Origin of the sequence: Algoriphagus kandeliae (genome assembly GCF_004571135.1) — a bacterium.
GTDB classification, from domain to species: domain Bacteria; phylum Bacteroidota; class Bacteroidia; order Cytophagales; family Cyclobacteriaceae; genus Algoriphagus; species Algoriphagus kandeliae.
In genome coordinates this window covers 971,222-987,523 of the sequence record NZ_SPSB01000001.1, presented here as the reverse complement: position 1 = coordinate 987,523, position 16,302 = coordinate 971,222, and the positions used below count along the sequence as shown (strand labels likewise).

Sequence of the window (16,302 nt, the reverse complement as noted above, 5' to 3'; positions counted from 1 at the left end):
TTACCAGTATGTCGTATAGTTCTGAAATTCTCTTAGTGCTGTTTTTGGTAAAAAAAGCTTAATTTTAGGCTTCTAGGATTTATGAAAAAACAAGTACTCTTTTTATTTTTTCCCTTCCTATTTCTCTTTTCATGTGATCGGGAAATAGAAAACCCTATTCCTACTAATTCATTTGATTTTTTTCCGCTTCTGATTGGGAATTATTGGACCTATGAAGTGGAAGAGCGGATTTATTTTGGGGAAAATGATTTTGAGGATGATTCATTTTTTTATCGGGACCAAATCCGAACAGTTTATGTAAATGATGCTGGGGAGCAAGTTTTTATTGTTAGAAGAGATAAGTCGGAGAATAATGAAATTTGGGAGCTTGAGGTAGAATATACCTTAGTGATTAGGGAAAATAACTTAATCATGAATCTTCAGAATCAGCCTCTGATTGTTTTGGTTTATCCAATCAAAGAAGGGGTGATTTGGAATGGAAATAAATATCGGGATGCCTCCCTAGATGAATTTGAATTAAAAATTGAAAACCCTTCTAGTTCTGGAAATTCAACAGTTCGGGTGATTCAGGAAGATGCTGATGATTTGATTACCTTTAGGGATATTCGATATGATGTTTTCGAAGAAAATGTCGGATTAACAGAACGCTACTATGAAGTGTTAACTTATTGTTCGAGAAACGACTGCTTGGGCGATCAGTTGATAGACTCGGGTAGGGTGACATATATGAAATTGATTGAGTTTGGGGATGTATAAATATTTGGTTCTTGCCTTCATTTCTTTTTCTTTTTTAGGGCAAATTGCTCAAGCACAGGATCGCTATGCAGTTTTTTTTAAATACAAGCCCCAATCAAGTTTTAGCCTAGAAAGGCCTTCTGAATTCTTAACGGAAAGAGCTCTTCAGCGAAGAGTAAAAGAAAATGTTTCACCGGATAGCACGGATTTGCCGGTTTCAGAAGGTTATGTCGAACAAGTAAAAGAATATGCAACCGCTATCTTATATCAAACCAAATGGTTGAATGCCTCATTGGTTGTTGCTGATTTGGAAGCTGTCCAAAATATTGAGCAACTGCCTTTTGTGGATAGAGTTGAGTTGGTGGGAAAAGGATATAATCCCCAACCTAATGAGCGGCTTAGAACTCCAGAATCTGAATCAAAGATTCAGAAATTCCTTCCATTGGAAAAAGCAAATGCCAGGACATTGGTTGCTGAAGAATTACCATCTGATTTTCAAAATTCCCTACTAGGAATTGATAAAATGCATGAAGAAGGCTTTAAGGGGGAAGGAATTCGAATTGCTGTTTTTGATGTTGGTTTTCCGGCTGTGAATACCATCAATGCTTTTTCTCACCTGATCAATAATGGTCAAATCATCGATCAGAAGGATTTTGTCAGACCTTGGAATGAGAATGTTTTTACAGATTATCAACATGGTACTAATGTACTTTCCCTAATAGGGGCCATGGAAGCGGAAGCCTATATTTCTGGGGCTCCCAATGCCGAATATTTCTTGGCTATGACCGAGGAATTGTTGACAGAGTACAAGATTGAAGAATATAATTGGCTTAGAGCAGCGGAATATGCAGACTCTATTGGGGTGGATATTATCAATAGTTCCTTGGGGTATTTTGATTTTGATGATCCTTCCATGAATTACACTTTTGAAGATTTGGATGGAAAAACAACTGTTATAACCCGTGCTGCGAATTTCGCTTCTCAGAAAGGGATCCTAGTAGTTAATAGTGTAGGTAATTATGGACCAAGTGAACCGAGTTTAGTAGCTCCCTCTGATTCTCCTGAAGTTTTGGCAATTGGATCCGTAAATCAAGATTTAGCAGTTTCTAATTTCAGCTCAAGAGGACCAACTAGCGATGGAAGAATTAAACCAGATTTGGCGGCTTTTGGGAATGGAGTTTCACTTATTCGAAATAATGGAAGCATTGGGCCTGGTAGTGGAACCTCTTTTGCCGCTCCGCAAATTGTTGCTTTAGCGGCTGGATTGTGGCAGGCCAGGCCTGATTGGACTCGATCGGAATTAATAGACAATCTTCTTCGGAGTGCAAGCAATTATGATAATCCGGATAATTTGATAGGTTATGGTATCCCCGATTTTTATAAAGCACTTTATGGTGAAATTCTTTCAATAGAAGAGCAGGGGGAAGAACTCGTATGGAAAGTTTACCCGAATCCGATATCAGGGAATTCTTTAAAAATCCATTTTGGCAAAAACTTGGAGGCAAGTTTTACCATTTTCGATATGAGTGGAAAATCCATTTCGAATCTTCAACTAAAGAGGAATTCAAATAAGGATCCATTTGAGGTTAATATAGAGGGGCTTCCATCTGGTTTCTTTATCATACAAATGGAGGATGGATCCGATATAAAGCGACAAAAATTAATTCGCTATTAATCAAAGCCTAAATTACCTTTCAATTCAAGATTAAAAATATGCCTATTCAAGTTGCTCCATCAATATTAGCTGCGGATTTTGCAAACCTTCAATCTGAAGTAGAATTATTGAATAAATCTCAGGCCGACTATATCCATGTGGATATTATGGATGGAATATTTGTTCCCAATATTTCCTTTGGAATCCCGGTTACCGAGGCGATATATCGTCATGCGCAAAAGCCCTTGGATGTTCACTTGATGATAACCAATCCTGATTTGTATTTAGAGGCATTCAGAAATGCAGGGGCATCTGTGATTTCAGTTCATATAGAGGCTTGCTCGCACTTAAATCGAAGTATTCAGTCTATCAAATCCTTGGGGGCGAAAGCAGGCGTAACCCTAAATCCGCATACCTCAGTGACTTTGTTAGAAGACTCAATTGAATCATTGGATGTAGTCTGCCTAATGTCTGTGAATCCGGGATTTGGAGGGCAAAAGTTTATAGAGAACACCTATTCAAAAATCACTCGATTAAAAGAACTGATCCTTGCTAAAGGAGCCAAAACTTTGATTGAAGTAGATGGAGGGGTGAACCTTGAAAATGCCCCACGATTGAAGGAAGTAGGTGCGGATATTTTAGTAGCTGGAAGCTTTGTTTTCAATTCGGTGGATCCAATCCAAACAATTGCTGAATTAAAAGCTATCTGATTTTCAGCTTTCTACCGCTCGTCATAAAATATCCAAAATAAGGCGGAATTACTTGATTTTTTAGCCAAGGTTCTATTTTTTGCAATCTTGTAACGAACCAAATAAACTAATCATGATGAAAAAACTATTGCTCTCCGCCTTATTTCTATCCTTCTTTGGGATGATTTCTTATGCTCAAGAAGCAACTGAAGGACCTGTCACCGATGAAGAATTAACTCAATATGCAACTGTAGAAGTGATGACTTCTCAATTTGTAGATCAGAAAACCGAAGAGCTTCGGAATATGATTTTGAAAAATGAGGTGATTGATGGAGGAGCTCGATACAATGAGATTAAGGCAGCGTGGGGCGATGAGGCTAAAATGACTGAAGCCAACATCACTGATGAAGAAAAAGCCGCTTATCAGGCTATTTTGGATTTCCAAGGTTCACTTCAGCAAAGTGTTGTAGATTATAAAACAGGGTTGATTACCGATAGCGATGTGATCAGTGTTTCTGTTTATAACAAAGTGTTAGGAGCATTAAAAGAGGATCCTTCCGTAAAAGAAAAGTTAGATAGCTTGATTGAAGAGTTGAAGCAGCAAACTTCAGAAGGAGAAGAAGATGGTTCTTCTGAAGACGGAAAATAATTTGTTAAAAAATACCCGCATATAAAAGCCTCCTAAGGGAGGCTTTTTTTATATTTCAACACTAATTAAAGTTTCATTCCGTTAATCAAGTTATGGCCTTCAAAAAACTTTTCCTTACAGGACTTTCGATAATGGTACTTTCTTTTTCTTTCGCTCAGGAAGAAGATATTTTTGGAATTTCTCGGAAGGCAAAAAATCCAAAAAGTGAATCTTCCATTGGTAATGTTTATCGAAATGTTTTAGAGCAATTTGCATTGGAAATATCAACCGGGGGAGGCTATCAGGAATTCCGAACAAGTTTTTTTTCTGAAAATCCAGACTTATATCCGCTTTTTCAATACCAAAATTTCGATGAACCATTAGATATTTCCGAGGAAAACCCACTTCAAATGAAAGGAGGGGATTGGGTTTTTCCAGTGCTGAATGCAGGAGTTCGAATCAATCTCTTTAATCTATTTACAATTGGTGGAGGATATGGGATAGAATCGGGGAATATCAGTCCCATGCGTGGAGGGAATTTTGAATTTCCTTTTGAAGGAGCATCTTACCAAGCAAGTAAATTCTATGGGACTTTGGGGATTGTACTATGGGATGCAAATAGAAGAGCCAAATATCTTCAGTGGCGCTATAGACGATATGCTTCAGCAAACTTATATATGCAGTCTGAGCTTCGACAGCGGGTGCGTCAAATTTATCCCTGGAGACTAGTTTTGGAAGCTGAATATGGAAATTTATCCATCAAAAAATTTGTAGATCCGACCCTTACACAAAATGGAAATTATACGCCAAGATTAGCTGTTGCAGATCCTTATTTTGGCTTGGGATTGCGACTTGAACGGGATTTTTCAGAATACACCAAGTTATTTCTAAAAGGGGGTGTTGACTTAAGATCATTTACGTATTCATCTTCAGATTTTTCTGAATTTCAGGAGCTTGACCAGCGCTTATATGCTATGCAAATCGGGCTAGCCATTCGAATTCCTGGAACAAAACGATGTAAAATCCAAGGTTGTGGGGTAGTGATGAAGCATATGCACAATGGAATTGAATATCGTGGTAGTTCAATTTTTAAACTCCAGGATCGAAAGATAGGTCAATGGTATTGATTCAGATTTAGCCTTTAGACTTTGCATTTCCCTTTTCAAAAGCAGGGCCTTTTTACTATCTTGCGGCCTAAATCTACCCTGTGAAATAGCTATATATGGCCCAAGGAGAAAACGAGAATATTATTCCTATCAATATTGAGGAGGAAATGCGTGGAGCCTACATCGATTATTCGATGTCGGTTATTGTTTCAAGAGCCCTTCCAGACGTCCGAGACGGACTGAAGCCCGTTCACCGTAGAATTCTTTACGGGATGCAAGAATTGGGTGTTTTGCATAATAAACCTTATAAAAAATCAGCGAGAATTGTCGGTGAGGTATTAGGTAAATATCACCCACACGGTGATTCGGCTGTCTATGATACCATGGTCCGAATGGCTCAGCCATGGTCCTTGAGGTACCAATTGGTGGATGGTCAAGGTAACTTCGGTTCCATTGACGGAGATAATCCGGCAGCCATGCGATACACTGAGGCTAGACTCAAGCGAATTGCTGAGGAGCTTTTGGTCGATATCAATAAAGACACTGTTGATTTCCAATTCAACTTTGATGACTCCCTAAAAGAGCCAGTCGTATTACCTGCGAAAGTTCCTGCTCTATTGTTGAATGGTGCTTCTGGTATTGCGGTGGGTATGGCTACTAACATGGCGCCTCATAATTTAAGTGAGGTGATAGATGGGATTGTAGCTTTTATTGATAACCGAGATATCACCGTATCTGAGCTGATGGAGCATATTATTGCACCGGATTTTCCTACAGGAGGAATTATCTACGGATACAATGGGGTGAAGGCAGCCTTTGAGACGGGTCGTGGTCGAATCGTCGTAAGAGGTAAGGCAAACATTGAAACCAAGGATAATGGGAATAGGGAAATGATTGTCATTACCGAAATCCCATACATGGTGAATAAGGCAAGTATGGTTGAAAAGACTGCTGCCTTAATCAATGAAAAGAAAATAGAAGGAATATCCGCAATCCGGGATGAGTCTGATCGATCAGGAATGCGCATTGTATATGAATTGAAAAAAGATGCAATTTCAAATGTAGTCTTAAACAATTTGTATAAACAAACCCAATTACAAACCTCATTCTCAGTAAATAATGTTGCGCTTGTAAAAGGTCGTCCACAGACTCTTAATCTGAAGGATTTGATCATGCATTATGTCAACCACCGACATGAGGTAGTTGTCAGAAGAACACAGTATGAGCTAAAAGAAGCTGAAAAGAGAGCTCATATCTTACAGGGTTATCTAATCGCCTTGGATAATTTGGATGAGGTGATTGCATTGATTCGAAATTCTGCCGATCCTGAAACTGCAAGGAATGGTTTGATGGAGCGATTTGAATTAAGTGAAATTCAAGCGAGAGCCATCTTGGATATGAGACTGCAGCGATTGACCGGAATGGAACGAGATAAAATCGTTCAGGAATACAAGGAAATCATGGCTTTGATTGAGGAGTTGAAGGATATTCTGGCCAATGAGGACAAACGAATGGATATCATCAAAACCGAGCTTCTTGAAATGAAAGAGCGATATGGTGATGACCGTCGTACCGAAATTGAGCATAACGCAGAGGACTTCAGCTATGAGGACATGATTCCAAATGAAGAAGTGATCATCACAGTTTCCCACCAAGGATATGTGAAGCGAACCGCATTAACTGAATATAGAACGCAAGGACGTGGAGGCGTTGGTTCTAGAGGTGTAAGTACCAAAGAGGACGATTTTACAGAATATTTATTTACCGCTTCTACGCATAATTACCTCTTGATATTTACTGATCAGGGTAAATTGTTCTGGTTGAAAACTTATGCCATTCCTGAAGGAAGCAAGACTTCGAAAGGTAGGCCAATCCAAAACTTGATCAATATTGCTTCAGATGACAAAATCAGAGCGATTATTCAAGTTAATGACCTGAATGATCAAGATTACATCAACAATCACTTCTTGGTGATGGTGACCAAAAAGGGTGTGATCAAAAAGACCACTTTGGAGCAATATAGCCGACCAAGAACAAATGGTATTATTGCCCTGAATATTCGCGAAGATGATCAATTGGTGAATGTGGATATGACCAATGGTGATCAACATATAGTTATCGCCGCAAAATCAGGTCGTGCTATTCACTTCCATGAGTCCGCTGTTAGACCTATGGGAAGAACGGCTACAGGGGTAAAAGCGATCACCTTAAATGATGTTAATGACTATGTCGTTGGCATGGTATGTGCCTCTGAGGAGAATGCGACCTTGTTGGTAGTTTCTGAAAAGGGATATGGAAAACGTTCTAACCTTGAAGAGTATAGAATTACCAATCGTGGTGGAAAAGGTGTAAAAGCCATGAATACTACGGAAAAAACAGGTGCTCTAGTAGCCATCAAAGAAGTGGTGGATACTGACGATTTAATGATTATCAATAAGTCTGGAATTACAATCCGGATTTCGGTAGATGATCTTCGAATTATGGGAAGAGCAACCCAAGGAGTAAGATTGATTAAGATTTCAGAAGGTGATGAAATCTCTTCAGTTGAAAAAATCTCCAAAGAAGAGGATGATGAAAATTCAGATTCTTCTCAAATTGCGGAAAATAATGAAGAGGAAACCAATGATTCCTCTGAAAACCAAGAATAATCAACCTTAAAAAAGATAAACGCTAATAATGAAAAAGCTAATTCTATCAATGGTCTTGGTTGGTGCTACGACCTTGGCCTTTGGACAAAAAAAAGTAGTAAGATCTGCTGAGAAAAATTTAAAAAGTGGAGATTATGCTACTGCCCTTAGTGAAATCGAAGCTGCTTTGCAGGATCCTGAAACTGGTTCTGATCCAGAAACTACCCTTTTGAAAGCCCAGATTTACTTGGGGATGTTTGCCTCTGATTCTTCCAACACCATGGAGACACTCGAAAACGGAAACTCCTCTTTCGATACATTCATGGAAGCTTTCAAAATGGGAGGAGAAGATAAAGAAAATGGTGTAGGAAAAGATATTTGGGAAGAGGATATCCCAGGTGCTCCAGACAACTTACGTCCAAACTCTATCAACAAATTGAAGAACGTGTCATTTGACAAGGCAATCGCTCAGTACAACATGGACGATTATGAGATGGCTTATGAGTTTTTCAATTTAGCTGGTATGGTAGATCCAAAGGATACTACTATCCACTACAATGCAGGTTTCCTTGCTAACGACTTAGGAAGATTTGAAGATGCTAAGAAGCACTTTATGACCTTATTGGATGTGCCAGGTTATAACAAATTGAATGCTTACTACTTCTTGGTTCAGATTCTTTCTACTGAACAACAAAATCCAGAAGGAGCTTATGAAATCGTAACTCGTGGAAAAGAGGAATATCCTACTGACAAGGTTTTGGCAGAGTACGAAATCCAATTGTTGCTTCAATTGAACAAGATGGATGAGGCAATGGCCCAAATCCAAGAAGCATTGAAAAACGATCCTAACAATACTTCAATCCTTTTGAGATCCGGTTATTTGAAGGAGCAATCAGGTGATGTGGAAGGTGCTTTGGCAGACTACAAGAAATCTGTTGAAATCGATCCAAACTTCTATGAAGGAAATTATTACACAGCTGCTCTTTTAATTGAAAAAGCAAGAGAGGTACTTGCAGAGCTAAATTCTCTATCTGATGAAGAATGGGAAAAAAGATCTCAGTCAATGGGAGAGGAAGCTAATGGATATTATGCTGACGCTGTAAAATACTTTGAAAAATCCCTAGAGATCAGACCTGACGATACTGGAATCATGGAAATTCTTTACCAAATCCACACTCGTCTAAAAAATGATGCTGAAGCAGAAAAATATAACAAGAAGCTTATTGAATTACTTGGTCCTAACTGGATGGATAGATAAGTAAAATTTAATATTTGAGAAAGCTGCCATTAGGCAGCTTTTTTTGTTTTAAAGCTTTGGATCATTTTTTGATTCATGCTGAATGAATGAACATTTAACTTAAATTTTTTGGATTATATGCTTTAAATCCAGAAAATAAGCTGGTTTTTATTTTAGGTATCAACCATTTGGCGTTTGATGTCATGAAAAAGGTTGTGAAGATTTATATCGTGTTTTTTTTACTTTTTGCCAGCTTAGGGAAAGCATGGTGCCAAAAGCAGTACAAAAAAGTTTTGGAAGCATCCTTTGAATCTGGTCCTTTAATTAGTAATGGTCAACCTTGGGCTGATGCGATCAAGGATTTGGTTTCCTATCATGCGATTGATATCCGATTAGGATGGAGAAAAAATACTAATTCTTTTTATGGCCAATTATACAGATACCCTGTTTTTGGGGTAGGCCTTTCCACCACCTTGCCTTATCAATCTGAAATTGGTAGACCCCAGGGAGTTTATTGGTTTTTCGATATTCCGTTTAAAGAATTTTCAACTAGCCGGAAACTTAACTTATCCTATTTTGGACACTTGGGTTTGGGTTTTAATCTTAACCCTTATGATTCTTTAGATAACCCTTTAAACCGATACATTGGCTCAGAGCTCAATAGTTATATCCATTTGGGTTTAAAGTTAAATTATGCAATTACGGAGCAAACCCAACTTTTTTCAATGATTGGGTTGAAGCATTTTTCCAATGGATCCACCAAAAAGCCCAATGCTGGAATAAACCTTATTCCCGTATCAATTGGAGTCCGGTATAATTTTGATAAGAGAGAAGAGCCTATTCCTGAACTTTGGGAAAGGCCAGAGCTCCTGCGTTCAGGATATTGGAGTACGGCTTTTTATTTCGGGTCCAAAAACTATGAAGTAGGGGAGCCTTCCTATTTTAGAGGAGGAGTGAATTTGACTTACCTATGGGAAAAGTCCTATAAATACCGATATGGAGTTGGGTTAGATGTTTTTTTTGCTCCTGGTCTTAAAGACCGTTCTGGTCAAGATGAGGTTACTTTTTGGGATCAAACCAGTATTGCAGCAGTAGGTTCTTGGGAATGGAAGCTTACCGAGAAATTGTATATACCAGTGGGTTTCGGTGTCTATCTACATAGAAATGAGGAAAATCAAGAGTTCACTTGGTTTTATGAGAGGGTGGGGCTCCGTTACAGCTTGACCGACCAATTATTCACCGGAATTCAAATTAAAGCGCATAAACTCAAAGCTGATTTCTTTGAGTTTACAGTCGGATATAGCTTTAAATAAGCATCAGGAGTAAGAAATTCGATAGCTTCCACTAGTCAAAAATTATTTTTATTTACCCATGGCTAATGGTAGCTTGCTTTCTGATTGAATCGCGTTTTTCATGAAGAAATCCCATATTTTCTTTCCATTGGTAATAGCCCTAGTCTTCGGGGTCTATTCTCCATTAATTTCCCAATCTATTCCCTCATCTTCCATTTATCATGAACTTCTCAAGTTGAGGGAGACGAAACGGGTTTTGTACGTGGCAGCTCACCCAGATGATGAAAACACCCGTTTGATTGCCTATTTGGCGAATGAGACGAAGGCACAAGTTGCTTACTTGAGTTTGACCCGTGGTGATGGTGGACAAAACCTAATAGGTCCTGAATTAGGAATTGGTTTGGGGCAAATTCGTACACAGGAACTTCTGAAAGCCAGAGAAACAGATGGAGGACGACAATTTTTTACCAGGGCTAAGGACTTTGGTTATAGTAAAAATCCAAATGAGACTCTTCAAAATTGGGATAGGGAGACTATTTTGTCCGATGTGGTTTGGGTAGTTCGGAAGTTTAGACCCGATATTATAATTACCCGATTTAATACGATTCCAGGAGTGACACACGGCCATCATACCACCTCTGCTATTTTGGCGGAGGAAGCATTCTCTTTGGCAGGTGATCCAACAGCATTTACAGATCAACTTCAATATGTAGAACCTTGGAGTCCAAAACGAATTTTCTGGAATGCTTATAATTTCCGGGGAGAATTTCAGGAAGAGGAAGGTGAAATTTATTTTGAATTCCCTACCGGAAATTTCAACCCTTTGCTAGGGGAAACTTATAGCCAAATTGCTGCAGATAGCCGAACCATGCATAAGTCTCAAGGTTTTGGCTCAACTGCTGGAATTGGAAATGCGGTGGATCATATTCAGTTTATTCAAGGGGAATCTTTTAGCGATTCTCCCTTTGATGGGGTAGTGGATCGCTGGGAATCCTTTGAAACAGGAAAAGAGGCAAGAGAATTAATCGATGGACTAATCCAGAATTTTGACTTTAAATCTCCAAGTTCCAATCTGTCGGATTTGTTAACAATTAAGGCAAAAATCGACCAGCTTCCAGAAGAATTAGCTTGGGTAAAGGAGAAAAAGGAACAAATGAATTCTTTGATTTTGGAAGTAATGGGAGTTGAAATTGAATTTAATTCCAATCAAGAATCTATTTTTCCCGGAGCTGTATTGCAAGGTGAAATTATCGTAAATAATCCTACGAGTTCTGAATTGACTATAGCCAGCATTCAAGTTCTTTCCAAAGATCAATTAGAGGCACCTGGCTTTTCTCAACATAACAATCCCTTCCGTAAAGACATTGAAGTTCAACTTTCAAAGGATTTCCCATTTTCTCAACCTTATTGGTTAAATGGTGATGTTGATCAACCCATGTACACCATTTCAGATCAACAACTAATCGGAAAACCTTTCAATGGTCCAAGTTTATATGCCGATTTGAAATTGGAAGTTGAAGGGGAAATCATGGATATCCAGTTCCCTTTGAATTACAAATTCAATGACCCTGTTGACGGAGAAGTAAAAGAACCGGTAGCTGTTGTTCCTTCGGTTGATTTGGAGTTATCCAAGCAAGTTATTTTTGGAGTAGGAGATACAAAACCACGTATCACTGTTTGGATAAACTTTAGGGATAAAATAGAAGATGGGGTTCTTTATTTTGAAGACTTAAACGAAACCGAATTCAGAATTTTAGAATCCGAAGACATTCCTGGCCAAAAGCGCCGTCGGTATGAGGTGGAGTTTATGTCCGAAGAAAATGGGAAGCGGAAAATCAAAGCAATTTATAAAACCAATTCAGGTGAATTCGATTTGATTACCAATCGGATTAATTACAAGCACATTCCCCATTTGACCTATTTTACTCCAGCTACCATTGAGTGGATTCAGGCAGATTGGAAAATTTCCAAAAAACCAATCGGATATATCCCAGGAGCAGGTGATGAAATTCCTCAGATTTTGGAATCCTTGGGATATCCTGTCACGGTTATTGGAAATGGAGATTATGATTTGAATTATTTGTCTCAATTTCAAGCTATTGTCGTAGGAATTCGTGCATACAATACCAATGAGGAATTAGCTTCGAATCAACAAGCCTTGATGGGTTATGTTCGTGCAGGAGGTAATTTAATAGTCCAGTATAATACTACCGGACGATTGCTTACCAATCAATTGGGACCATATCCTTTTTCAATTACTAGAGACCGTGTTTCTGTTGAAAATGCTCCAGTAACAGCGAATTTTGCTCACCCCGTTCTTTCCACACCAAACCAAATCAATGCTTCTGATTTTGAAGGATGGGTTCAGGAAAGAGGATTGTATTTTGCTGGACAACTTGATGCTGCTTATGAAACTCCTCTAATCATGAATGATCCTGGAGAAGACCCTAGCAATGGTTCTTTGATTTATGCAAAATATGGAGAAGGGAAATTCATCTATACGGGCTTATCCTTCTTTAGAGAGTTACCCGCAGGTGTACCTGGTGCGGTGAAGTTATTCATCAATCTCTTGGAGCAATAATTAAAAATAGGATGGAAGAAAAACCCATGAATTGGAATCGCTTATACTGGGCTTTGATGATTAGCTTAGGCATTTTAATATTGTTATTTTACCTATTGATGACTAGCTATTCATGAGTACGCTGGATTGGATTGTTTTATTTGGAACATTAGGGGCAATTGCTGCCTATGGAATTTATAAAACAAGAGGTCAGAAAAATCTAGATTCCTATTTAAGGGGAAGAAATTCCATGAATTGGTGGACGATAGGTCTTTCTATCATGGCTACCCAAGCTTCCGCTATCACTTTTTTAAGTACGCCTGGTCAAGCCTACGAAAGCGGAATGGGATTTATTCAATTCTATTTCGGTTTGCCCTTAGCGATGATCATTATTTCTGTGGCTTTTATACCGATTTATTATCGGCTGAAAGTTTATACGGCCTACGAATATTTGGAAAGTCGTTTTGATCTAAAAACCAGAACCTTAGCTGCTTTATTGTTTATAATTCAAAGAGGATTGGCAGCAGGAATTACAATTTATGCCCCTGCTATTATTCTTTCTACGCTCTTGGGGTGGAACCTAACTTGGACTGTGGTATTTATTGGTGCAGTGGTGGTGCTATATACAGTTTCTGGTGGTACAGCAGCTGTATCTATTACTCAAAAACAACAGATGGCTGTGATGATGGGAGGGATGATTCTGGCAGGAATAATTGTCATTCAATTACTCCCTGTATCCTTTGGAGATGCTCTTCACATTGCAGGGAAAATGGAAAAGTTGAATTTGGTCGATTTTGAATTCGACCCCTCTGATCGATACAATGTCTGGTCAGGGATGACTGCAGCCGTATTTTTGTTTTTATCCTATTTTGGATCCGACCAAAGTCAAGTGCAGCGCTATCTCTCTGGACAGACCTTGAGTCAAAGTAGAATGGGATTGATCATGAATGGATTTTTGAAAGTCCCTATGCAGTTTATCATTCTGTTCATCGGAGTTATGGTCTTTGTTTTTTACCAATTCTATCAGCCTCCGGTAGTTTTTAATACAGTTCAAATCGAAAAACTTCAAGAAAGTAATTATGCTCCTGAGTTTGAGGAATTACAGAATGGTTTTGGACAGAATTTTGAAAAAAGTAAAGCGGCTTATCAAGAATTGATTCAAGCGATTGAAGCAGGTGATGAGACCAAGCAAACAGAATTGAAGGCGGGACTTTTTGAACTGAAGCAAGAGCAAGAAAATATTCGAGATGAGGTAAAAGAACTGATTGTAAGAAATGACCCTGTAGCTGAAACACGAGATACCGATTATGTTTTCATGCGTTTCGTGATGGATCATTTACCTGTAGGGATTGTGGGACTTCTCTTTGCGGTAATTTTTTCCGCAGCTATGTCTTCTAGTGCTTCTGAACTTAATTCCCTTGGCTCGACCACCACGATCGATTTGTATAAGCGATCCATTCGTTCTCAAGAACAGGATCAGCATTATGTTTTGTCATCAAAGTTGTTTACAGCTTTTTGGGGAGGTGCGGCAATCTTATTTGCGATTTATGCTTCCCTTTTTGAAAATTTGATTCAAGCAGTCAACCTTTTAGGTTCGCTTTTTTACGGAACTATCCTAGGCATTTTCATGGTAGGCTTTTTCATGAAATGGATAAGGGGATCCGCCGTGTTTTTAGCTGCATTGTTATCTCAGGTATTAATCTTGATCATTCACTTTAAAAATGGAGTAGGACTCTGGGGATTCACGTGGGATATCGGTTTTCTTTGGTACAATGCAATTGGATGTCTATCCGTGATGCTTTTCGCAACCATAATCCAAGTTTTCAAAAAGTAAAAAAGAAGCCTTCCCCGATCGAGGAAGGCTTTTTAGCTTATTTTAATGACTTGATCAATCGCTCATTTAAACTGATGTAATCAGGGTTTTTTGCTTCTTCTGCCATTTTCATGGATTGCTGAGCAGAGGCAATCGCTTCAGTATTTTTGCCGAGGGCCGCTTCAATTTTTGCTCGCAAATGCATTGTCCAATATTTTGCATCTGAGTCTGTGGATACTTTTATCCACTCATAGGCCTGATTCAAATCCTTCTGAGAAGTGAAGTAGTAATTGGCAGCTGCATACAATAAACTTGGATCTTGGGTATTTGTGTCTATTACCATTTCCTTGATTTGTGCCATTACCACAGGATCCACATCCATGGAAATTCGAAAATCCACTCGGGTATTTTCCCATTTCATTGAAAGGTCAGCTCCGTCATCCGTCATGTTGTTGAAGCTGATTTCAAAGGTCTCATACTTTCGACTCAGTTTCTTTGGTTCAACTTGGAATCTCAACAAATCGTCATCTGCTGTATAACCAATTGCTCCCCAAAGTTGGGTGTTTTTTGAAATGACGATGGTCCAGGTAGATTTTCCAGGAATAGTGTAGATGGCATATTTTCCGGCAGGTATCTTATTCCCTTCCAACATTACTTCAGTAGAAAACTCCAAGGTTGTTGCTGCATTGGCACCGGTTCTCCAAACCTGACCATAAGGAACCAATTCTCCAAAAATCTTTCGCCCTCTCGTACTTGGACGGGAATATTCAACTGTTACGTCAGTTAAGCCGATTTTTTGAGAAATTTTTGCCGAAGGTGATGCCTGAGGCATTTGAAGTTGCTGCCCAAAAGACAAACCTGCCCAGCCTATCAAGGAAATCAAAATGATAAATTTTAGCTTATTCATGTGATATGGATTAGTTTTTTTACGATTAATTTTTGCCAAATTTAAAAGGTTATTGATTCTTTTTTTGATTAGTGGAAATATCCTGTTTTCCATAGCCGTTTTTCCCAAGTTGCTTTTCTGAAATTTGTAAATATGAGTTTGGTTATCATTAGTCCCGGAAGAAATCCTGAACCTTGGATTCAGGCTCTCAAAAAATCAAATCCTAATCTGGAAATTGAGATTTTTCCTGACGTCAAAAATCCGCTTGAAGTGAAGTATGCCTTACTTTGGCAACATCCAGAAGGAATTTTATCAGAATATCCCAATTTAAAATTAGTCAGCTCAATGGGAGCAGGAGTAGATCATATTTTAAGTGATCCAAATATTCCTGGAAATCTTCCTATTGTGCGGATCGTAGATGACCGACTTACATGGTCCATGACTAATTATGTGGTAATGGGTGTCTTAAATTTCCACCGTCAAATCCAACGCTATGAGGCCGATAAAAAGCGAAAGGTTTGGGATATGTCTAATCCTGAAATTCCGGTGACTATCGGAGTGATGGGTACAGGAGCTTTAGGTTATGATGTGTTGGAAAAACTCGATTTCATGGGATTTCCTGTAGTTGGTTTTGGATATTCCGAAAAGACAGATTTCCCTTATCCTTATTATTCAAAGGAGCATCTTCAGGAGTTTCTTTCAAAAATCAATGTCTTGGTTTGTCTGCTTCCTTTGACACCGGATACTGAAAATATTCTGAATCTGGAACTGTTCGAAAAATGCAACCCGGGCACCTATTTGATTAATGTGGCTAGGGGTAGACATTTAGTAGAAGAGGATTTGCCAGTTGCAATAGGAAAAGGATTTTTATCTGGGGCACTTTTGGATGTCTATCGAGAAGAGCCTTTGCCTGAAAATCATCCATTTTGGGATAACCCGGCAATATCCATGACTCCTCATATTGCCAGTGTGACTAATCCAGCTGCAGCTGCTCCTCAGGTTATAGAGAATATTCGTCGCATGGAATGTAACGAACCCCTATTAAATCTCGTCAATCGGAAAAGAGGTTATTAAA

12 protein-coding genes are annotated in these 16,302 nt (G+C 38.8%); 11 read left to right on the top strand and 1 reads right to left on the bottom strand.

Annotation, left to right across the window (positions count from 1 at the left end; translation table 11 throughout):
- The first annotated feature begins 81 nt into the window (after positions 1-81).
- From E4S40_RS04240 to E4S40_RS04195, 10 genes are all read left to right on the top strand, one after another.
- The gene (locus E4S40_RS04240; RefSeq protein ID WP_135071306.1) at positions 82-756 is read left to right on the top strand and encodes a hypothetical protein; all 675 of its coding nucleotides are present in this window, start codon (positions 82-84) and stop codon (positions 754-756) included.
- Positions 749-2,410, top strand: coding sequence for a S8 family serine peptidase (locus tag E4S40_RS04235; RefSeq protein ID WP_135071303.1), 1,662 nt, complete (start codon positions 749-751; stop codon positions 2,408-2,410). Before E4S40_RS04240 ends, E4S40_RS04235 begins: the two co-directional genes overlap by 8 nt.
- A gap of 38 nt (positions 2,411-2,448) precedes the next feature.
- Positions 2,449-3,099, top strand: coding sequence for a ribulose-phosphate 3-epimerase (rpe, locus tag E4S40_RS04230; protein ID WP_135071300.1), 651 nt, complete (start codon positions 2,449-2,451; stop codon positions 3,097-3,099).
- Positions 3,100-3,211: 112 nt separating this feature from the next.
- Positions 3,212-3,727 carry a hypothetical protein gene (locus tag E4S40_RS04225; RefSeq protein ID WP_135071297.1) on the top strand — a complete coding sequence of 172 codons (516 nt, stop codon included), beginning with the start codon at positions 3,212-3,214 and terminating at the stop codon, positions 3,725-3,727.
- Between the two features lie 92 nt (positions 3,728-3,819).
- The gene (locus E4S40_RS04220) at positions 3,820-4,833 is read left to right on the top strand and encodes a hypothetical protein (RefSeq protein ID WP_135071294.1); all 1,014 of its coding nucleotides are present in this window, start codon (positions 3,820-3,822) and stop codon (positions 4,831-4,833) included.
- Positions 4,834-4,928: 95 nt separating this feature from the next.
- The gene (gene gyrA / locus E4S40_RS04215) at positions 4,929-7,460 is read left to right on the top strand and encodes a DNA gyrase subunit A (protein WP_135071291.1); all 2,532 of its coding nucleotides are present in this window, start codon (positions 4,929-4,931) and stop codon (positions 7,458-7,460) included.
- Between the two features lie 28 nt (positions 7,461-7,488).
- Positions 7,489-8,697 (top strand): tetratricopeptide repeat protein, encoded by a 1,209-nt coding sequence (locus tag E4S40_RS04210; RefSeq protein WP_135071288.1) that lies wholly within the window; start codon positions 7,489-7,491, stop codon positions 8,695-8,697.
- A gap of 182 nt (positions 8,698-8,879) precedes the next feature.
- Entirely contained in the window at positions 8,880-9,989 is a 1,110-nt protein-coding gene (locus E4S40_RS04205; RefSeq protein WP_135071286.1) for an acyloxyacyl hydrolase, read from the top strand.
- 100 nt (positions 9,990-10,089) lie between these two features.
- Positions 10,090-12,549, top strand: coding sequence for a PIG-L family deacetylase (locus E4S40_RS04200; protein WP_135071283.1), 2,460 nt, complete (start codon positions 10,090-10,092; stop codon positions 12,547-12,549).
- A gap of 112 nt (positions 12,550-12,661) precedes the next feature.
- Complete coding sequence (locus tag E4S40_RS04195; protein ID WP_135071280.1) at positions 12,662-14,362, top strand: sodium:solute symporter; 1,701 nt, start codon at positions 12,662-12,664, stop codon at positions 14,360-14,362.
- 37 nt (positions 14,363-14,399) lie between these two features.
- On the opposite strand, the gene E4S40_RS04190 is transcribed toward E4S40_RS04195, so the two are convergent.
- On the bottom strand, positions 14,400-15,248 hold the full coding sequence (locus tag E4S40_RS04190; RefSeq protein WP_135071277.1) for a DUF2911 domain-containing protein: 849 nt from the start codon (positions 15,246-15,248) through the stop codon (positions 14,400-14,402).
- Between the two features lie 132 nt (positions 15,249-15,380).
- Between E4S40_RS04190 and E4S40_RS04185 the strand changes: the two genes are divergently transcribed.
- A complete protein-coding gene (locus E4S40_RS04185) occupies positions 15,381-16,301 on the top strand; it encodes a 2-hydroxyacid dehydrogenase (protein WP_135071274.1) in 921 nt (306 codons plus the stop codon).
- Position 16,302 lies beyond the last annotated feature (1 nt).

Coding starts and splice junctions, on each gene's coding strand:
- E4S40_RS04235 (WP_135071303.1), top strand. CDS start 749: ATGTATAAATATTTGGTTCTTGCCTTCATTTCTTTTTCTTTTTTAGGG.
- E4S40_RS04220 (WP_135071294.1), top strand. CDS start 3,820: ATGGCCTTCAAAAAACTTTTCCTTACAGGACTTTCGATAATGGTACTT.
- E4S40_RS04205 (WP_135071286.1), top strand. CDS start 8,880: ATGAAAAAGGTTGTGAAGATTTATATCGTGTTTTTTTTACTTTTTGCC.
- E4S40_RS04225 (WP_135071297.1), top strand. CDS start 3,212: ATGATGAAAAAACTATTGCTCTCCGCCTTATTTCTATCCTTCTTTGGG.
- E4S40_RS04240 (WP_135071306.1), top strand. CDS start 82: ATGAAAAAACAAGTACTCTTTTTATTTTTTCCCTTCCTATTTCTCTTT.
- rpe (WP_135071300.1), top strand. CDS start 2,449: ATGCCTATTCAAGTTGCTCCATCAATATTAGCTGCGGATTTTGCAAAC.
- E4S40_RS04190 (WP_135071277.1), bottom strand. CDS start 15,248: ATGAATAAGCTAAAATTTATCATTTTGATTTCCTTGATAGGCTGGGCA.
- E4S40_RS04200 (WP_135071283.1), top strand. CDS start 10,090: ATGAAGAAATCCCATATTTTCTTTCCATTGGTAATAGCCCTAGTCTTC.
- E4S40_RS04185 (WP_135071274.1), top strand. CDS start 15,381: ATGAGTTTGGTTATCATTAGTCCCGGAAGAAATCCTGAACCTTGGATT.
- E4S40_RS04195 (WP_135071280.1), top strand. CDS start 12,662: ATGAGTACGCTGGATTGGATTGTTTTATTTGGAACATTAGGGGCAATT.
- gyrA (WP_135071291.1), top strand. CDS start 4,929: ATGGCCCAAGGAGAAAACGAGAATATTATTCCTATCAATATTGAGGAG.
- E4S40_RS04210 (WP_135071288.1), top strand. CDS start 7,489: ATGAAAAAGCTAATTCTATCAATGGTCTTGGTTGGTGCTACGACCTTG.